13 protein-coding genes, 1 tRNA gene and 1 pseudogene are annotated in these 18,685 nt (G+C 61.9%); 9 read left to right on the top strand and 6 right to left on the bottom strand.

Annotation, left to right across the window (positions count from 1 at the left end):
• Positions 1–36: 36 nt before the first annotated feature.
• The 5 genes from VT84_RS00575 (at position 37) to VT84_RS00555 (ending at position 7,228) form a co-directional block, all read left to right on the top strand.
• The gene (locus VT84_RS00575) at positions 37–2,280 is read left to right on the top strand and encodes a S9 family peptidase (protein WP_082838117.1); all 2,244 of its coding nucleotides are present in this window, start codon (positions 37–39) and stop codon (positions 2,278–2,280) included.
• The gene (locus VT84_RS39885) at positions 2,277–3,011 is read left to right on the top strand and encodes a hypothetical protein (RefSeq protein ID WP_204249849.1); all 735 of its coding nucleotides are present in this window, start codon (positions 2,277–2,279) and stop codon (positions 3,009–3,011) included. The genes VT84_RS00575 and VT84_RS39885 overlap by 4 nt, the downstream gene beginning before the upstream one ends.
• Positions 3,012–3,041: 30 nt before the next feature.
• Positions 3,042–3,644: a Uma2 family endonuclease gene (locus VT84_RS00565; protein ID WP_052549161.1), complete on the top strand. Its 603-nt coding sequence runs from the start codon at positions 3,042–3,044 to the stop codon at positions 3,642–3,644.
• A gap of 94 nt (positions 3,645–3,738) precedes the next feature.
• Positions 3,739–3,825 (top strand) — tRNA-Ser (locus tag VT84_RS00560).
• A 481-nt stretch (positions 3,826–4,306) separates the two neighbouring features.
• Entirely contained in the window at positions 4,307–7,228 is a 2,922-nt protein-coding gene (locus tag VT84_RS00555) for a hypothetical protein (RefSeq protein WP_052549162.1), read from the top strand.
• 39 nt (positions 7,229–7,267) lie between these two features.
• Here VT84_RS00555 and VT84_RS00550 read toward each other — a convergent pair whose 3' ends face one another.
• On the bottom strand, positions 7,268–8,923 hold the full coding sequence (locus VT84_RS00550; RefSeq protein ID WP_052549165.1) for an ATP-binding protein: 1,656 nt from the start codon (positions 8,921–8,923) through the stop codon (positions 7,268–7,270).
• Positions 8,924–8,976: 53 nt separating this feature from the next.
• Positions 8,977–9,861, bottom strand: a complete 885-nt coding sequence (gene mutM / locus VT84_RS00545) for a bifunctional DNA-formamidopyrimidine glycosylase/DNA-(apurinic or apyrimidinic site) lyase (protein WP_082838116.1) — start codon at positions 9,859–9,861, stop codon at positions 8,977–8,979.
• 144 nt (positions 9,862–10,005) lie between these two features.
• Here mutM and trpB point away from each other — a divergent pair, with 144 nt between their 5' ends.
• From trpB to VT84_RS00525, 4 genes are all read left to right on the top strand, one after another.
• Positions 10,006–11,217: a tryptophan synthase subunit beta gene (gene trpB, locus VT84_RS00540; protein ID WP_052549167.1), complete on the top strand. Its 1,212-nt coding sequence runs from the start codon at positions 10,006–10,008 to the stop codon at positions 11,215–11,217.
• 115 nt (positions 11,218–11,332) lie between these two features.
• Positions 11,333–13,192 (top strand): hypothetical protein, encoded by a 1,860-nt coding sequence (locus VT84_RS00535; RefSeq protein ID WP_082838115.1) that lies wholly within the window; start codon positions 11,333–11,335, stop codon positions 13,190–13,192.
• A 63-nt stretch (positions 13,193–13,255) separates the two neighbouring features.
• On the top strand, positions 13,256–14,149 hold the full coding sequence (locus tag VT84_RS00530; RefSeq protein WP_162271544.1) for a carbon-nitrogen hydrolase family protein: 894 nt from the start codon (positions 13,256–13,258) through the stop codon (positions 14,147–14,149).
• 18 nt (positions 14,150–14,167) lie between these two features.
• Positions 14,168–14,617, top strand: coding sequence for a DMT family transporter (locus VT84_RS00525; RefSeq protein ID WP_052549172.1), 450 nt, complete (start codon positions 14,168–14,170; stop codon positions 14,615–14,617).
• Between the two features lie 11 nt (positions 14,618–14,628).
• Here VT84_RS00525 and VT84_RS00520 read toward each other — a convergent pair whose 3' ends face one another.
• From VT84_RS00520 to VT84_RS00505, 4 genes and pseudogenes are all read right to left on the bottom strand, one after another.
• Positions 14,629–15,657 carry a zinc-binding alcohol dehydrogenase family protein gene (locus VT84_RS00520; protein WP_052549173.1) on the bottom strand — a complete coding sequence of 343 codons (1,029 nt, stop codon included), beginning with the start codon at positions 15,655–15,657 and terminating at the stop codon, positions 14,629–14,631.
• A gap of 141 nt (positions 15,658–15,798) precedes the next feature.
• Positions 15,799–16,620, bottom strand: coding sequence for a phosphate ABC transporter ATP-binding protein PstB (gene pstB, locus VT84_RS00515; protein ID WP_052549175.1), 822 nt, complete (start codon positions 16,618–16,620; stop codon positions 15,799–15,801).
• Positions 16,621–16,797: 177 nt separating this feature from the next.
• A complete protein-coding gene (locus VT84_RS00510; RefSeq protein ID WP_052549176.1) occupies positions 16,798–17,109 on the bottom strand; it encodes a hypothetical protein in 312 nt (103 codons plus the stop codon).
• Positions 17,110–17,342: 233 nt separating this feature from the next.
• Positions 17,343–18,544, bottom strand: a pseudogene (locus VT84_RS00505) (DUF1501 domain-containing protein).
• Positions 18,545–18,685: the final 141 nt, after the last annotated feature.

The following is an 18,685-nucleotide window of genomic DNA, read 5'->3' as shown; positions in this document are numbered from 1 at the left end:
TTGGTTCGGGTGGCGCACCGTGATATCCTGTCTGCCATGAAAACCACCCTCGCGCTCACCTTAACCCTGTCCTGCGCCGCACTCGCGCACGCGGCCGAACCTACACCCAATAAAGCTGTGGATACGTCGTTCCTGAAGAAATTCGCAGAAACGCGGCGGTTCATGCTGGGCCGCCCTCAAAATCCCAAAATCGCGCCCGACGGCAAGACGGTACTGTTCCTCCGCGCCGAGGCCGATAAGCCCACACTCAAGCTCTTCGAGTTCGATGTGGCGACCGCACAGGCGAAGGAACTTCTTTCGCCGGAATCGTTGCTTCGGGGCGGAACGGAAAACCTCACGCCTGAAGAAAAGGCCCGGCGCGAGCGGATGCGGTTGTCCGCCGGCGGGTTCGCCGACTTCCACTTCGATAAGGACGGCAAGAACGTCCTCCTGCCGCTCTCGGGCAAGTTGTTCGTGTACGAGCGCGCGACCGGCAAAACGACACAACTGAAAACCGGTGAGGGTGGGTCGATCGTCGACCCGAAGTGGTCCCCGGACGGGAAGAAGGTCGCGTATGTTCGCGGGTTCGACGTGTTCGTGTGCGACCTCGCCACCAACACCGAAACCGCGGTCACGAAGGGCGGCACCGCGATCAAAACGCACGGCCTCGCAGAGTTCGTGGCGCAAGAGGAAATGGGCCGGTTCACCGGGTACTGGTGGGCGCCCGACGGCAAGCACATCGCCTACGAAGAAGCCGATCACACCGGCGTCGAGACGTGGTTCGTCGCGGACCCGTTCAAACCGGACACGAAACCGGCCGAGCAGTTCTACCCGCGCCCGGGCAAGAAGAATGTGAGCGCGCGGTTGGGCGTGGTCTCGGTTGATGGGGGCGAAACGGTGTGGCTCGACTGGGATCACAAAACCTACGAGTACCTCACGGCCGTCCGGTGGGACGAGTTCGTCCCGCTCACGCTCCAAGTGCAGAGCCGCAAGCAACAGAAGTTACTCTTGCTCGCGGCCGATACCAAGACGGGCAAAACGAAAAAGCTGTTCGAAGAGAAGGACGCGGCGTGGATCAACCTCACACCCGAGACGCCGAAGTTTAACAGCGCGCTAGGTGGGTTCGTGTGGCTCGGAGCGGACGCGGACGGCGAATCCGAGATCCAACACCGCAACGCGGACGGCGTTCTGAACAACGTGCTTGTTCCCGCGAAGCGCCGACCCGAAGCGGTCGTGAGCGTGTATTCATCGCGTGCCGATACGTTCGTGATCTACGCGGGGAGCACGGACCCGACCCAGCGGCACATCTATCGGCACAAAACACCGAGCCTTCTCGTAAACCCAGAGTCGGACAAAGACACCGCGCTTACCACGGAACCGGGAACGCACACGGCGGTGTTCGGTAAATCCGGCGGACCGTATGTGATTACGTCCACAACTACGAGCGCGATGCCAAAGAGCTTCGTGTTCGGCCGCGACAGTGCGAAACTCGGCGAGTTGCCGTCCGTGGCGTCCGAGCCAGAAATCAAACCGGACGTAACAGTGCTCCGCATTGGTGAGGAACCGGGTTATTACGCAGCGATCGTGCGCCCCCGCAACTTCGACCCGAAGAAGAAGTACCCGGTGATTGTGGACGTGTACGGCGGGCCGAAGCACCTGCACGTCGTCCAGGCGATGCGGAACTGGCTCGTCCCGCAATGGCTCGCGGATCAGGGATTCATTGTGGTCGCAGTCGACAATCGCGGTACGCCCGGCCGGGGCCGCGAGTGGGAGCGAAGCATCTATCAGAAGTTCGGCACGGTGCCGCTGGAAGATCAGGTGAAGGGGCTGAACCTCCTATGCGCCAAGTTCCCGGAACTGGACAAGGACCGCGTGGGGATCGTGGGGTGGTCGTTCGGCGGGTATATGGCCGCGAACGGCGTGCTCCGCGCGCCGGAAGTGTTCAAGGCGGCTGTTGCGGGTGCCCCGGTCACTGATTGGGAGGACTACGACACGCACTACACCGAGCGCTACATGGGGTTGCTCCCGGAATCCAGAAAGCAGTACGACGACGCGAGCCTGCTCCCGCTCGCGAAAGACCTGAAGCGCCCGCTGTTGCTGGTCCACGGCACCGCGGACGACAACGTGTACTACCGCCACACGCTGAAGCTCTCGAACGCACTGTTCCGCGCCGGCCGCGACTTTGAATCACTGCCGTTGCCGGGCGTCACGCACATGTACACGTCCGACCCGGTGGTGATGGAGCGCCTGTGGGCGAAGACCGCCACGTTCTTCAAATCGCACTTGGGCGAACCGAAGTGAGTGACGAAACAAAAGGTGGTGTTCCCCCGCCGCGATACCGCGACGGCGAGGGGCACCACCGCCTCATTATGGATGAGCAAGAGTGGCTCGCGCGCCCCGCGATGTGGGGTGTCAAAGAACTGCCCGAAGAGATTCGCGACTATAAGTATAACCTTTTTGGCTACTACCACTGCACGAGGCTGGTTCAGTTCGTTCCCTGCGAAGTGTGTCGGCGCGCTTTCACAGCAGTGATTTCCGAAGAGCGCGCCGTCTTCGGGGGTAACGAAGCAGAACTTCAGCAGCGCTACACGGACAGTCACCCGGCTGGCGATCCACGCTGTGCTGGGTGGGTTCTGTGGGCCATCAGTATCAACTACGCCCGCGGGTATATCCACTTTAGAGAGGCACGCGATAAGACTTGGGACGTCCTTTGTGACATAGTCGATATCATGGCCCCTTCTGTGCGATGGACTTCAAACTGGAAAAGCTGGGAACGGGCGCTCGCTCTTGAACTGATCGGGCCGAACCCGTTCCGCCCCATTTCCTTCTCCCCGGAATGGCGGACCGACACCACCACGTCGCTGGCGGCGCAGATGTTCGAGTCGCGCGATTTCTCTGCGATGCCGATCCTGGCGGATGCACTTCAGGACACGGGATGTGACAACACCGACATTCTTTCGCACTGCCGCGACACGTCCCTTACGCACGGCCGCGGGTGCTGGGTTGTTGACCTCGTGCTCGGCAAACAGTGACGCTAAACTTCATGAAACGGAGGTTGCTTCATGGCGACAACGCTTCTCCCCTCACCACAAGCGTACCCGCGCCCACTGTCGCACCGGTGGACCGTGACCGAGTTCAACCGAATGGGCGACATGGGTTGGTTCGAGGGCAAGCGGGCGTTTCTGCTCGATGGCGTCATCATGGAGCAAGGACCGATGGACCCGCCCCACGCTAACGCACTCGGCTTGGCTCAGTTCGCGCTGCAAACGGCGTTCGGCTCCGGCTGGTGGGTGCGCGGGCAATCTCCTTTACACGTAGACGAACACAACGATCCGTTCCCCGACCTCGCCGTGGTACCGGGTGGACCGCGCGACTACATCAGCAGACACCCGACGACCGCAGCCCTTGTGGTCGAGGTGTCCGACACGACCTTGCGTTCGGACCTCACCGAAAAAGCCGAGCGCTACGCCACTGCGAACGTTCCCGAATACTGGGTGCTAGACGTGACGAACCGGCGGCTCCACGTTTTTCGGAACCCGGCGGCACTCGCTCCTGGATTGGACGCCACGGCTTACACCTCGCACGCGACGCTGGTACCCACAGACACCGTTTCGCCGCTCGCGACCCCGGGTGCTCCGATCCTGGTTGGTGATCTTCTGCCGTGAACACAAACCACCGCGTTGTCGCGAGCCGCCGCGTCTACTATGCTTAAATCGAGCGAACTCAGCGACGCTTTCGAGTGTTGAATGAGTGCGCCACGGAGAGGTGGCAGAGTGGTCGATTGTGCAGCACTGGAAATGCTGTGTACGGGAAACCGTACCGAGGGTTCGAATCCCTCCCTCTCCGCTGAATAGTTCACACATGCAATTCGTTAGTCACCCGGCAAATCCCTTTGGCCGGGTTCGTGATTCTGTTTCGCACAATCGCAACACATCTGTGACGTGTTCAACACAGAACACCATCTCCAAGCACGAAATCTCTTGCGGTCGCCAAAGCGGGACTTTACGTTTAATTTTGCCCTGTTGATTTTGTCGATTGAATCGTTGCATTCGGTTCGCCTCCGAACGACGCGGTCACCTGTTCAACTTCGACGCGACGCTCATTGCGATCGCGTTTAGGATTACGGGCTAAACGAGAAGTCTCGGGGAGCCGTAACTCGTTTTTAAACTGTTGGTTACGAGGATCAATGCGGGAACGCATTGGTGTAACTTGGCACTGCCTGAATGAGCGACATTTGGTACCTCCGGGCCTGGAGTGAACTCACTCAACTGACCTGAGCCGTTTCAGTCGTGCCTGGTAGGGACCGAAGAGGAAGTCACGAAATACGATGCCATCCTGGCCCACTCAATCCGATTACAAGGACGCCCTCCAAAACCCGGACACCGCGTTCCGCGATCCGGACCTGCGTCAGAGCCGGGCGGAGCGCAGCCCGATGGGGGTTCCGCGCGCGCGGTCGGGTGCGTTTGCCAGTGTGTACAAGATGACCGGGCCGAAGGGCGTCGTGGCACTCAAACTGTTCAATTTCCCCAACGAGGACCGCGCGCGGCGCTACCAAGCTGTTTCTGACTACCTCGAACTGACGCTCGGTCCCCGGAAACCGTCGTGTGTGGTCAAGTTCCGGTACCACACGAACGGAATACGAGTCGGAAAACTCTGGTACCCCACTCTCACCATGAGCTGGGTGCGGGGCGTATCGCTCGGTGAGTGGGTGCGACAAGCGGTCGAGCGCAAAGCGGCCGGGATTGCCGACATACGCAAGATGGCCGATAGTTGGGTCGCTCTGACAGAACAGCTCCAGACCGCGAAAATCGCACACGGTGACCTCCAGCACGACAACATCATGGTGGTGGGCGACGCACCGGTGCTGGTCGATTACGACGGCATGTGCGTACCCGCACTCGATCCACTCGATCCGGCGAAAAAGCTCGAACAGCTCGAATTTGGTAAGCCCGCGTACCAGCACCCGGGTCGGGCCGTTGAGCGGCTCAACGGGAATCTCGATCAATTCTCGGCCTGGGTCATTTTCATTGCCCTCCGCGCGATCGCGGCGGACCCGCTGTTGTACGCGAAGTACGTCCTAAAAACTGATAACGAGAACCTGCTATTCACTCCGGCGGACATGCAAAACCCGGCCGCGTCCGAACTATGGCCGAGCCTGATCGCGTGCAAAGACCCGGAAATAAGCGGGTGGGCGCGGGTACTGCGCGAAGCGCTCGACAAGCCGTTCAGTAAGATCCCGCCGTTCGTGCTCGATCCATTCGACCGGTTGCGGAAACTCGCCGGTGCGAGCGCGCGCGATTGGGGTCAGATTGAGGCCGAAACGGAGCGACTCAAGAAAAACGGCAAGGACGTGCCCGCAGAACTGTGGGACCGCGTGAACCCGGTTGGCTCGTTGAGAGAACTGTGCGCCGCGCGAACCAAGGATTGGGCGAAGATCGCGGTCGAGGGCGAACGGCTACTCGCGACTGGGCGATTGCTGCCGTCCGACGTGAAGCCGATTTACGAGGAGGCCCGTAAGCGCGTCGCGGTGCGCAACACGGTAAAGAAGGCGCTCGACGAGCGCAACCCACGCGCTGTAGTGACGACGTACCAACCCGCCCTGATCGATGACTGGGCCGACCCGAAGCTCATTGCGGGCGCTCGGTCCGCAACTGAACAGGTCGCTTTGCTCAACGAACTGAAAGCCGTGGTCGCCGCGCCGGGAGACGGTCGGGCGCTTGTGAAACTCTGGGACGGCCACGCCCCGAAACTGACGGCGGTTCCGGAAGCGCGTCTCTACGAGACGGCCGCGACCGGTTGGCGCGTGCGAATCACAGCGGCCGACAATTTCCTCCGCGTGCTCGCCAAATCTCCGCAAACCGAGCGCGAGGTTGCTGAAGCGTGGCAGGCGGTTCTCGCGGCCGGACCGCTGCATCCTGTTTTGACCGAAATGCACCGCCAGCGTGGAATCGACGCGGCTCGCTGGGCACCGATTCTGGAGCGACTAAGGCGCGTCTCGAATGTTGCGTCTCACGAGAGCGATACCCAGTTGCTCGCCGCTTGGGGGAACGGGGCTGCGCTCGCCGGCTGCGCGGAAGCGCACCCATTCGCTCACCGGGTAACCGAAGCGCGAGAGCGAGTGGCGCTTGTGGAGGCACTCGCTCTCGCGATCAAACGGACTGAACAAGGTGGACCCGAGGACGCCGTTGTCGCAGCGGCGAAAAAATTGCCCACTGGCTACTCGCACCCATACGTGCACCGCGCCGGGGAGCAAGCCGAAGGGCTGTGGCTCGCCACCGAGTTCCAGCGCGCGGTCGAGCACCCGCGCCCGTCAGACCGAGCGATCGCGGCCGCGTATGAGAAACTCAAGGAGAAGAACCCGAAGGCCGCGGAGCGCCTCAACCGCGCGAATCCGGCGCTATTTGCCGAGGGTGAGCGCGCTATTGAACGGCGCCAGTTGCTCGACCGGTTCGCACGAATCGCAGTGGACGAGCCCCGTGCAGACAAACAGGACCAAAAGTGGCTCGCGCTGTGGGCCGAGAGCGGTAAGACCCTGAGCGACCGGGCCGACCGTGAGGAACTGCGCGCTCGACTCACGCTGGCACGCGACCGACTCGAAAAGTGGAGCAAGATTGCTGAGGCACTCACCGCGCGAGACGCGGTCGCGCTTCGTAAACAGTTCACGGCCCACGGAGCGGCACTCGCCGAGTACCCGCCTCTCATGGACCGTATGAATGAGATTCGAGGGCAACTGACGCGAGCCGAGCGGATTGCTAGCATCCGGCAAAAAATCGACACGACAGCGGCGCTCGCGCCCGAGGACTTGGCATTTCTGCGAGACAACCACAGCGAATTCGATCCCGACACCAAATCAGCCATCGAGACGCAGGTGCGCACGCGATTGGCCGGCGAAGCCCGGCTCGTGCCGGCGTTCCCGGCGTACTCAAGCTCCGGTAAGCGTGGTCTTGTGAAGGCGTGTTGGTCTTGGGGCGGGCAGGGGCTGATTTCGCACTGCATCGTCGCGGTGGACGGGCGCCGGTTCCTCGCGGACCCGTCCGAAGCGGACCCATACTCGCGCATCAATTGCTTGCCCGAGAATCACCAGCGCGAGGGCGGGGGGATCACCCTGGTACCACCCAACGGCGCGCCCCAAGCGTATGTGACGATCTGGCCGGTCGTGGAGTTGGGGTGGAAGACGATCTACGGGGTACCGCTGACAATCGGTCCCGTGCCCGTGGGTAACGTCAGCCCGAGCCCGAGCCGCTGGTAGCAACCAACGGACGCGGACTCGCTCATAAGGCCGCACATTTCACCCCGCGACCGTTTCCGGGCGCGGAGCAGCAACGGGCGGTTCTTCGGTTAACTCGAAGCCCAGGAGCGGTTCGTCCGTGAGGCGCGCTGCGATGCGCACCGTGAACGTGCTGCCGCGGCCGAGTTCGCTGTGAACGGTGACGTCGCCGCCGAGCAGCTTGGCTAGTTCTCGCACGATCGAAAGTCCCAACCCGGTACCGCCCTGTTCGCGCGTCATCGGGTTCGCGGCCTGTCGAAACTTCTCGAAGATTAAATCCTGTTCTTCCGGTGCGATCCCGACCCCGGTGTCCGATACGGTGAACACGAGGTCGGTCCCGTCGGTCGCGGCTTTGAGCGTGACGCGCCCGCCTTCCGGCGTAAACTTGACCGCGTTCGAGAGCAGGTTCGTGACGATCTGATGCACCTTGCCCGCGTCCTGGCGCGTGGCCGGGGCGTTCGGGTCCGCGACCACCTTCACATCGATGTTCTTCTTCTCGGCCTGCGGGCGGATGAGAGACGCCGCGTGTTCGCACGCTTGGGCCGCGTTGAAGGGTTCGGGGTGGAGTCGCATCTTGCCGGCTTCGAGTTTCGCGAGTTCCAGGATGTCGTTGATGAGGGCCATAAGGCGCTGGCCGCTCGTCATGATGTTCCCGGCGTAGCGGTGCTGTTTCTCGGTCAGGTTCTCGGCCGCCAGAAGCACTTCGCTGAACCCGATGATGCTGGTGAGCGGGTCGCGCAGCTCGTGGCTCATGGTGGACAGGAACTCGCTCTTGAGCCGGTTCCCCTCGAACAGAGCCATGTTCACGCGCGCGAGTTCGTCTACCTTCCGGTCGAGGTCCGCAATCAGCTTCCTGTTCCGCTCCTGGATGTTCGTGAGATTGCGGAGCATGCGGTTGAAGGCGTGCGACAGATCCTCGAACTCATCACCCGTTTGGATCTCGCTGCGGATGTTCAGTTCGCCAGACGCGATCGCTTCGGACACTTCTTTCAGGTGCTTCACCGGTTTCACGATGACGTACCGGATGATGAGGTAGCACCCCGCGATGATGAGCAGTGATGCGCCAATGGCGAACGAGAAGAGCACCGCGCGGTTGGTGTGGAACCCTTCCTCAATGGACTGTGTGGAGAGCCGAATGCGAACCACCGCCATTACTTCGCCCTGCTGTAAGTCGGGGCGCGCGAGCCGCTCGCCGACTTTCGCGGAGTCTTTATGGCAGTTCACGCACGTGCTCCCGGCCCGAATCGCTCCGTAGTAGTAGAACGCATTTTCTTTCGGAGCTAAGCGCGTTTCTTCGTTCCGGGTGGGGTCGTTTTGGATGCGGTGAACGGCGGTGAGGTCGTCGCTGATGGATTTGTTGTCGTCATCTTTTGCGTCGGGTTTGATGAGCTTGTAGTTGTAGCCCCTGAGTGTGTCCGGCCAATTCTTCTCGGCCAGTTTCTGGAACTCGTCCACGGCCTCGAACTGCTCACCCTTCACGTGCAACCGGGCGACGGTCGGCGACAGCAGTGCCCGGCCGGTCGTTTCGAGCTGCTCGAAAGCGAGACCTTCCGTTTGCTTCGCGTACACGAGGAAGCTGCCGGTCATCAGGATGAGTACGCCGGCTCCGAGCAGCCAGCGGCATTTCCGCTCCAGGCTGGTTTCGCCGATCAGCCGCTTGAACGCCTTATATGACATGGCAGAAAATCGGGTTCAGGATTCGAGATTCGGGAACACAGTTCAGAATCGGCTCAGGACCGGGAAGTTGGCGCACGCGGAGCCTTTTTGCTTTTCGCCTTCTTCCCACTTCCTTGGCTTTGGCACTGCGGACAGTAATGCGACGCGCGTCCGGCGAAGCGGGCGCACACGATCGCGGTTTCGCACGTCGAGCATTGTTCGTCCGTGCGACCGTACACCGCGAACTCGTTCTGAAACCCGCCGCGTAGACCGGACCCACCCACGTAGTCACGAATGGTCGAGCCGCGCGATTCGATGGCCCGCAGAAGAACCGCTTCGATGGCTTCGCGGAGGTGGTCGCATTCCGCGTTGGTCACACTCTTACCCGTTCGCCCCGGGTGCAGTTTCGCACGGAACAGAGCCTCGTCCGCGTAGATGTTTCCCACGCCAGCGACGATTTTCTGATCGAGCAGAATGGCCTTTAGATTGCGGGCGGTTCCGCGAACGGCGCTACGAAAGTAATCCGCGTCCAGTCTAAACGGTTCGGGACCGAGGTCCGCGTTCATCTCGGCTTCGAGTGCCGCACGATCGGGAAAATACTCCGCGGCCCCGAACCGACGTGGGTCACGGAGCCGGAGTTCGTTCCCGCCGTCGAGTGCGAACACGACGTGTACGTGATCCGGTTCCGCTAGTGCCGCGGGCACGACCGTAAATTGTCCCGACATTCCGAGGTGAACTCGGAGTAGTGGGGAAGACGGTTGGGAGGCCAGATCTATTAGAATCCATTTCCCGCGGCGCCGAACACTTTCGACACCCGAGTCGATGGCGTTCGCGTTCCACGCAGGTTTCCACGGGCGCCGGAGTTTGTGCCGACTTTGCCGGACATCAGTGATCGTGCGCCCGACGAGTAACGGGCGCAGATCTCGAACAACCGTTTCCACTTCCGGCAATTCGGGCATTGGGAGCAATCGACCACGGGGTGCGGGGGCGGACACCGAGATTATGACGCATTCGCCCCGCGGCGCGAACCCCGTTCGGGCTGCTACAATCAATCTCGTCGTAATCTCTCCGTGCCCTCCAGCGTTCTCTGCGGTGAACTCTTCATGCCGACTGCAACAGCTCCTGCAATATCTGCCGTTCCCGACGCGCGCGGGCGGTTCGGTCCCTACGGGGGCCGGTTCGTGCCCGAAACACTCATGTTCGCGCTCGAACAACTCGACGCGGCGTACCGCGATGCGAAAAACGATCCGGCGTTCGACGCCGAGTTCCACCGTTTGCTGAACGACTACGTCGGGCGCCCGAGCCGACTGTACTTCGCCGAGCGCCTCACGAAAGAGGCCGGCGGCGCGCGCATCTACCTCAAGCGCGAGGACTTAAACCACACCGGCGCCCACAAGATCAACAACGCGCTCGGTCAGGCGCTCATCACGAAGCGCATGGGCAAGACCCGCGTGATCGCGGAGACGGGCGCCGGGATGCACGGGGTCGCCACCGCGACCGCTGCAGCACTCTTCGGCATGACGTGCCGTGTGTACATGGGATCGGAAGACATTCGGCGGCAGGAATTGAACGTGTTCCGGATGCGCGCGATGGGCGCGGAAGTGTTCCCCGTCGAGAGCGGCAGCAAGACGCTGAAGGACGCGACGAACGAAGCGATGCGCGAGTGGATGAGCAGCGTGGAACGCACGCACTACATCATCGGGAGCGTGGTCGGCCCGCACCCGTTCCCGCGCATGGTGCGCGACTTCCAGTCGGCGATCGGTATTGAAACGAAGTCGCAGTGCCTCACGCAGGTGGGCAAGCTGCCGGATGTCGTCGTTGCGTGCGTGGGCGGTGGGTCGAACGCGGCCGGGATGTTCTACCCGTTCGTGGACGATACGATCGTGGAACTGGTGGGTGTCGAAGCCGGTGGGCGAAGCACCAAGGCGGGCGACCACGCGGCCACGCTGAGTAACGGCAAACCGGGTGTGTTGCACGGGAGCTTCAGCTACGTGCTTCAGGACGACGACGGCCAGACCGCGGACGTTCACAGTGTGAGTGCGGGGCTCGACTACCCCGGCGTCGGGCCGGAACACAGCTACTGGCACGACGCGCACCGCGTGCGATACTGTAGTGTCACCGACAAAGAAGCTCTCGATGCTTTCCACCTGTGCGGGCGGTCGGAAGGTATCCTCCCAGCGCTGGAAACATCGCACGCGGTGGTGGAAGCAATGAAGATCGCCGCGAAACGGTCGAAGGACGATGTCGTGGTGGTGTGCTTCTCCGGTCGCGGCGACAAAGACTGCGCGGAAGTGGCTCGGTTGACCGCACGTTGAGGTGAATCCCGACCGCAGGTGCCAGTTCGTTGTTCTTACGATTGGTACCTGCGGAATTGTTGGTGTGTCATGTCTGAAGTGACAATGCTTCCAGCGCGAGGCGCTGAGGGCTTCCATGATCCCCAAACTCATTCAGCGGCGAGGCGCGCAGCACCTCGCGGAAGAAGAGGCCGCGCAAACGCTATCCGCAGGCGATGTACCCGCGTTGAACCCGCCGCGTGCGGTGGTAGAGCTGATCCCCGAATCGGTGGCCCGCGAGAATTTCGTCTTCCCGGTTGCTCTCGACGGGCGCACGTTACACGTCGCCACCACCGACCCGTCCGACATTCTGTTACGCGACAAGCTTTCGTTCATCTTCAACAAAGACATCAGATTCATCGAGTACCCGCACGAAGATATCCTCCGCGCCATCAACGAGCACTACGGCCAGTCAGAAACTCAGTCCGTTGATTCGATGCTCGTCGAATTCACCGATACGGCGATCGATTTCACGCGAACAGAAGACAGAAGCTCCGGCGCCGCGCCGCACACCAGCGCGCCAACGCCGCGCGATTGGCGCGCCGTGCGCTTACCTCATTCCGCCTCCGCTTCCGTGGGGAAGCCGCGGAAACCAACACAGATTATCAGTGCGCACAAGCTCGAAGGTGTTGTGAACGACGACATTGAACTAGATGAGATGTCAGAGGGGCTGGGCGAATACGGTTTGAACAATTCCGGCGAAGAACGTTCCCCCAATTTCGGGAGAAACGGCGTGTGGTACTACACGGTCGAAGAGGGGCAGCGCGCCTTGATGATCCGCAAGGACGGTCGCATGGAGGTGATTGTCGGTCCGTGGCGCGTGTGGATCGGCTCCAACCGTTTCGAGCGGATGCGGCACTTCGTCGCGCATCCCGGCGACTTCCTCATCGTCCGGTTCCGCGACGGTCGCCAGGAGCACATTGCAGGGCCTGCGGACGTGTGGTTCGACCCACGCATTCACGAACAGATTACCAAGCAAGAAGCCCTACAACTCGCGGCGAAAGAAGCGGTTGTCGTGTACTCGAGGGCCGCGGAGAACCAGCCGATTACCCGGCGCCTCGTCTACGGCCCTACGCTCTTCGTTCCCGCGCCGGGCGAGTGGCTGCACACGTTCTCTTGGCACGGCTCCGACGGCGGTTCACAGGGCGTTCGGAAGGTCGCGAAAGGGCTCGTGTTCCAGAAGCTCTGGCTGATGCCGGATCAGATGTATCACGACGTGACCGACGTCCGCACAGCCGACGACGCGGTGCTCACCATCAAGCGGATGATGTTTTTCGAGCTACTCGACATCGACCGGATGCTGGACGCAACGCATGATCCGATCGGCGATTTCGTGAACGCGGCCACGTCGGACGTGGTGGACTTCCTCGGTCACCGCACGTTCGAGGGGTTCAAGAAGGAAACTGGCCTGCTCAACGAACTGGAAACGTACCGGCAGCTCACCGCCCGGGCGACACAGAACGGGTACCGCATCAACAAAGTGGTCTACCGCGGTTACGGTGCGCCGGACCGATTGCAAGCAATGCACGATCAAGCGATCGAAGCCCGTACCAAGCTCCAACTCGAACGCGCGACCGAGGAGCAAGCGCAAACACTGGAAGACTTCAAACTGACTGCTCAAATGAACCGCGCGGCCCGTCGGCGCACCGAACAAGCGATCGAAGTGGACACCGAAATCGACCTGACTCGCAAACGCCAGGAAGCGGAACGGCAACAGAAGGAAGCCGAACGTTCCGCGACCCGCGAACAGCGCCGGCGCGACGCCGAAACCGAGCAGGAGATCCGGCGCCAGGGCGACGAGCGCCAGCGCGCGCACCTCGCCGCGCTCCGGGAAATGGGCGTCGATCTCACTGCGCTACTGACGCAGGGACGCGCGGACCGTGTGATCGAACTTCGCGGCGGCAAGGGTGTGAGTCCGCACCTGCACCTCGATAACTCCGACAGCGAATCTTCGTGACAGCGGCGTTACGTGCGAGATGCGATGCTGAACTTCTGCCCGTGGCCCGCTGGAGGCTCCGCCATGCGTTTCGCGTTTGCGCTTTTTCCGTTCCTCGCGGCCCTCACCGTACCAACCGCCGACCCAGTGGTGGTACCACCTGTGCCGAAGACCGTGAAGGTTGCGGCGGTGCAATGCTCGTCAGACATCGGTGACGTGGCGGGCAACACCAAGAAACTCACCGCGCTCACCAAAGAAGCCGCGAATGCCGGCGCGAAGTTCGTTGTGCTGCCCGAAACCTCGATCACCGGTTATCTGTCGCAAGACCTCAAAACGAACTGGCATGTGAAGGGAATGCCCATCGAGAAACAGTTTGAAGGGAAAGACCCCAAAGACTTCGCTGAAGAAGTGCCGGGAACATCTACGAAACACTTCTGTGCACTCGCAAAGGAACTGAACATCTACCTGACGATTCCGCTACTCGAAGTGGACTTCAAGAACGGTAAGAACGATCCGCGGTACTTTAACACGGTGGGCCTCGCCAACCCGAAGGGCGGGTTGGTTGCGCACTACCGCAAATTGACACCGTGGCCGTACCCGGAGAAATCCTGGGCCACGAGCGGTGACCGGGGCGTGCAGACTTACGACACCGAGTACGGCCGCGTGGGGCTGGGCATCTGCTTCGACATTCACACCATTCTGGAGAAGTACGAGCCGCACAAAATCTGGTGCCTCTTGTACCCGATCGCGTGGGTGGACACGGAGCACCCGGCCGAGTGGATGTGGACGAAACTGCCCGAGCGCGTGAAGCCGTTCAAGCACCACCTCGTCGGCGCGAACTGGAGTGTCGATCAGAAGCAGGAATGGCGCGGGTACGGGTTCAGCGTCGTTATCTCGAACGAAGGGAAGGTTATCGCGAGCGCGAAGAGCTTGTACGGGAGCGAGATCGTCTACGCGGACCTGCCCACTGCGAAGTGACGCCCTACAACGCTCTCCATGCACACCACGATCTTCGCGCTGCTGGCAATGGGTGCCGGCGCGTGCATTGCGCTACAAGCCTCGGCCAACGGTAAGTTCCGGCAGAACATCGGCGACAACCCGGTGTTCGCGGCGTTCCTCTCCATTTGCGGGACCATCATCACCGCGACCCTTGCGATGTTGATACTCCGGCCACCGGTGCCCAGTATGGCCGCGTTGCGTGAAACGCCGTGGTGGAACTGGATCGGCGGGCCGCTCGGCGCTCTCATCGTGTTCGCTGGGGCCGCGCTCACGTCGCGGTTAGGGGCCGCGCTCTTCATCGCGTTGGTGGTCGGCGGGCAATTGCTGTGTTCGTTAGTGCTCGATCACTTCGCGCTCATGGGGCTCAAAGAACAACCGGTCACCGCGGGCCGCGTCCTCGGGGCGCTGCTCGTGGTGGCCGGTGTGCTGTGTATCAAGCACCTGTGACCGACCGCGGTTCAATTTACCTCGACCATTGCCTTGACGACGCCCGCTTCCGGTTTCAGCCACGTTGGGAAGACGCCGATCAGGTCGCTCATCGGGGCGCGGTGCGTGATCCACGGGTTCGTGTTCAGCATCCCGCCCTCAATGAGGCGGATGATTCGAGTGAACTCGTGGCTCAGGGCGTTGCGGCTCGCCATGAACGTCATCTCGCGCCGGTGCATCAGCGGCTGCGTGAGCGTCAGCGGGTCTTGGGTGATGCCCACCCACACGAGCCGGCCGGTGAAGCCGACGAAGTTGTACGCGCTCACCATGCTCCGCGCGCTGCCCGTTGCGTCCACCACCACGTTGCCGAGCTTCCCGTTGGTCAGGTCGGTGAACGTCTTCACGTCGTCTTCGAGAACGCCCTTTGACAAGATTGTTTCGGTCACGCCCATCTTCTCGCGCACGAACGCGAGCCGCTGTTCGTTCAGGTCCATCACGATGATGCGCGCGCCGGCCAGTTTCGCGAACTCGATCACCGAGAGGCCGATCGGACCGGCCCCGATCACGAACACGGTTTCGTCCGCACGCGGGTTTGCGCGGTTGATCGCGTGTAGCCCGATCCCGAGCGTTTCCACCAGCGCGAGTTGCTCGAACGAGAGCTTCGTGGAGACGTGTAGCTTCCGGGCTGGCACCGTGAACAACGGGCGCAACCCACCATCCACGTGGACGCCGAGTGTCTGGTGGTTCTCACAGCAGTTGGTGTGGCCGCGCGCGCACGAGTAGCACCGTTGGCAGTTGATGTACGGTTCGACCGCGGCCTTATCACCCGGTTTCACGTTAGCCACACCATCGCCCACCGCGACCACTTCGACGCCGAGTTCGTGCCCGGGGATGCGCGGGTAGCTGAAGAACGGCATCTTGCCGAGGTAGCCACTGTAATCGGTGCCACACACGCCCACGCGGAACACGCGCACAACCGCGTCCCCCGGCCCCGGCTGCGCCGGCTCGGGCAGGTCGATCTCGCGAAAGGCTTTGGGCTGTTCGAGCTGAATGGCTTTCATGTTGGCGGGTCGCTGGGAGGGGTGAATGGGCCGCACGGTGCGTGCAGAACAAATGGTCCGAACCATAGAGATGATAAGAAAAAAGACCGGCCCAAAATCGGGTCGGCCTTCGTTCGCACGCGATTCTCGGTCCCGGCACGATCAGCCGAACCGCCCGGTGATGTAGTCCTCGGTCTGTTTCTCGCGCGGCTTGCGGAACATTTGCTCCGTCGGGCCGCTCTCGACTAGTTTCCCCTCGAAGAAGAACGCGGTCTGGTCCGAAACACGGGCCGCCTGCTGCATGTTGTGAGTCACGATGAGGATCGTATACTCGCGCTTCAGCTCGGCGATCAGATCTTCGATGGCTTGGGTGCTCTTGGGGTCCAGTGCGCTGGCCGGTTCGTCCATGAGCAGCACTTCGGGATCGGTCGCCAGTGCCCGGGCGATGCACAGGCGCTGCTGCTGCCCGCCAGACAATTCGAGGGCGCTCGATCCCAAGCGGTCCTTCACTTCGTTCCACAGCGCCGCGCGCTTGAGGCACCGGGCCACGATCTCGTCCAGACGCGCCCGGTTGCGATCACCTGATACGCGCGGACCGTAAGCCACGTTCTCGTAGATCGATTTCGGGAACGGGTTCGACTTCTGAAACACCATCCCCACTCGCCGGCGGAGCGCTGACACGTCGTGCCCGGAGGCGTTAATGTCTTCGCCGTCGAGCAGAATGTTGCCGGTGCGCCGGGTTCCTTCGATCAGGTCGTTCATCCGGTTCACGAGGCGGAGCAGCGTACTCTTGCCGCACCCGCTCGGACCGATGAGTGCCGTAACAGATCGTTCCGGGACGCTCAGGTTGATATCGAAGAGCGCCTGCTTCGCGCCGTACCAGAAATTCACCCCACGGACTGCGAGCTTCTCCGACAAGGAGTCGGTGGACGGGGAATCGGATGTGCTTGAGGTGCGCGGGAGAGCCAAACCGGAAAGTGCCATATTCACGCTCGGCCCTCGTTCGGCAATGGCAGTCGTCATTCCGGAGTTGTACCGAATGATTGTGAAGAAAAAGAGTAGATGAAGTGAAGACCTGGAATGAGGAGAGCCATTTTCCTGTGTGAGCAGAACGCCCCCCGCGCATCCTGATGCGGCGCCTGATGATCGGCGCCCGGTACGTTACCGCAAGTCCGCGCCTAATATCCGCTCGATGTGTGATTTTAGAGCAGCGACCAGCACCCGGGGTTCCTGATCGCGGTATCGTAGTGCAAACACCGCGAGCTTAATGGTGTCCCTCGCTTTCAATTCACCCGCGACGTCCGCGGTGTCGTAGGACGTACCGCAGTGAACGAGCCAGTGCTGTCGGAACCGCTGCAAGAGCGTGATGTGCTTCTCCTGTAGGTCCGACACGGCGATCTCAAAATACGGCGTGCCCCCGGAGAACGCGGTGATGTCGCGATCGGGGTAACCGACGGTAGTGAGATAACCCACGTGCGTGCCACGATCATGAACAGCGGTGCGCACGCGAACCGGATCGCCCCAAGCCATGTGCGGGACCGAAGAATAAAGCGCCGCGGATAAACGCAGATAACACGGATCAAGACAGTAGATGATAAGAGAAGGAGGTCGCACCCGAAATAGGGTAAGCGTTCCTTACTTCACTCGATCTTGTCTTGATCCGTGTTATCTGCGTTTATCCGCGGCGCTTTCTCGATCCTTTTCGCTTACTTCAGGATGTCTTTCACCACGGTGCCCGCGACGTCCGTGAGGCGGAAATCGCGCCCGCTGTAGCGATACGTCAGCTTTTCGTGGTCGATACCCATCAGGTGCAGGATGGTCGCGTGCAGGTCGTGAATGTGGACTTTCTTGTCCACCGCGGCGAACCCGAACTCGTCGGTCGCGCCGTAGGTCATCCCGCCCTTCACGCCGCCGCCGGCCATCCACACGCTGAACCCGTGGTTGTTGTGGTCGCGCCCGCTCGCCCCTCGCTCGTCGGGGTGCGCCCGAACTCGCCGCCCCACAGCACGAGAGTTTCGTCGAGCAGCCCGGTTTGCTTCAGGTCGCGCAACAACGCGGCCACGGCCTTGTCGCTGTCCTTCGCCTTCGCACGGTGGCCCTTCTCGATTTCGCCGTGGTCGTCCCACGGTTGCCCGCTGCCGTAGAAGACCTGCACCATCCGGACGCCGCGCTCGACCAGGCGCCGGGCCGTGAGGCAGGCGTCCGCGAAGTAGCCTTTACCGTAAGCGTCGCGGATTTTCACCGGTTCGCGGTTCACGTCGAACGCTTCCTGCGCCTCGGTTTGCATGCGGTACGCGATTTCGAGCGACTGGATGCGCGCGTCGAGCTGGTCGTCGCTACCGCGCTTGTCCTTGTGCAGCCCGTTGAGCTGGTTGAGCAGGTCGAGCTGTTCGCGCTGCGTGCTCGCGGAGACGCTCGTGTTGCGGATGTGCTCGATGACCTTCTTGGGATCGAGGCTCTGAATGTGGCACCCCTGGAACACGCCCGGCAGGAAGCTGTTGTTCCACAGTGCGGGGCCGACGACGGGTTTCCCGGGGCACAGCACCACGAACCCGGGCAGGTTCTGGTTTTCGGTGCCGAGACCGTAGGTGAGCCAGCTCCCCATGCTCGGGCGGATGGGCTGCGTGTTCCCGCACGTCATGAGCAGGAGGCCCGGCTCGTGGTTCGGGATGTTCGTGTGCATCGACCGGACGACACAGATGTCGTCGATACACGCACCGATCTCCGGGAAGATCTCGCTCACCTCGATTCCGGACTGGCCGTACTTCTTGAAGCTGAACGGCGATTTGTACAGCGCGCCGGTTTTGCGCTCGGTCTTCAACCCCGCCGAACCCGCCTGTTTGCCGTGCTGCTTGGTGAGTTCGGGCTTGGGGTCGAACGTGTCCACCTGCGACGGACCGCCGTTCATGAACAGGTGGATGACGTGCTTGGCCTTCGCCGGGAAGTGCGCGACCTTCGGGGCGAGCGGGTTCGCGCTCGCGACGGGCGCGGACCGGGCCTCGTTCGCGAGGATTCCCGCGAGGCCGAGTACCCCGAGTCCGGTGCCGCT

The sequence above is a fragment of the Gemmata sp. SH-PL17 genome, from assembly GCF_001610855.1.
Taxonomy (GTDB): Bacteria; Planctomycetota; Planctomycetia; order Gemmatales; family Gemmataceae; genus Gemmata; species Gemmata massiliana.
This window is presented reverse-complemented; position numbering and strand designations above follow the sequence as displayed.

Coding starts and splice junctions, on each gene's coding strand:
- VT84_RS00525 (WP_052549172.1), top strand. CDS start 14,168: ATGCACACCACGATCTTCGCGCTGCTGGCAATGGGTGCCGGCGCGTGC.
- VT84_RS00535 (WP_082838115.1), top strand. CDS start 11,333: ATGATCCCCAAACTCATTCAGCGGCGAGGCGCGCAGCACCTCGCGGAA.
- VT84_RS00555 (WP_052549162.1), top strand. CDS start 4,307: ATGCCATCCTGGCCCACTCAATCCGATTACAAGGACGCCCTCCAAAAC.
- VT84_RS00575 (WP_082838117.1), top strand. CDS start 37: ATGAAAACCACCCTCGCGCTCACCTTAACCCTGTCCTGCGCCGCACTC.
- pstB (WP_052549175.1), bottom strand. CDS start 16,620: ATGGCACTTTCCGGTTTGGCTCTCCCGCGCACCTCAAGCACATCCGAT.
- VT84_RS00550 (WP_052549165.1), bottom strand. CDS start 8,923: ATGTCATATAAGGCGTTCAAGCGGCTGATCGGCGAAACCAGCCTGGAG.
- VT84_RS00565 (WP_052549161.1), top strand. CDS start 3,042: ATGGCGACAACGCTTCTCCCCTCACCACAAGCGTACCCGCGCCCACTG.
- mutM (WP_082838116.1), bottom strand. CDS start 9,861: ATGCCCGAATTGCCGGAAGTGGAAACGGTTGTTCGAGATCTGCGCCCG.
- trpB (WP_052549167.1), top strand. CDS start 10,006: ATGCCGACTGCAACAGCTCCTGCAATATCTGCCGTTCCCGACGCGCGC.
- VT84_RS00530 (WP_162271544.1), top strand. CDS start 13,256: ATGCGTTTCGCGTTTGCGCTTTTTCCGTTCCTCGCGGCCCTCACCGTA.
- VT84_RS00520 (WP_052549173.1), bottom strand. CDS start 15,657: ATGAAAGCCATTCAGCTCGAACAGCCCAAAGCCTTTCGCGAGATCGAC.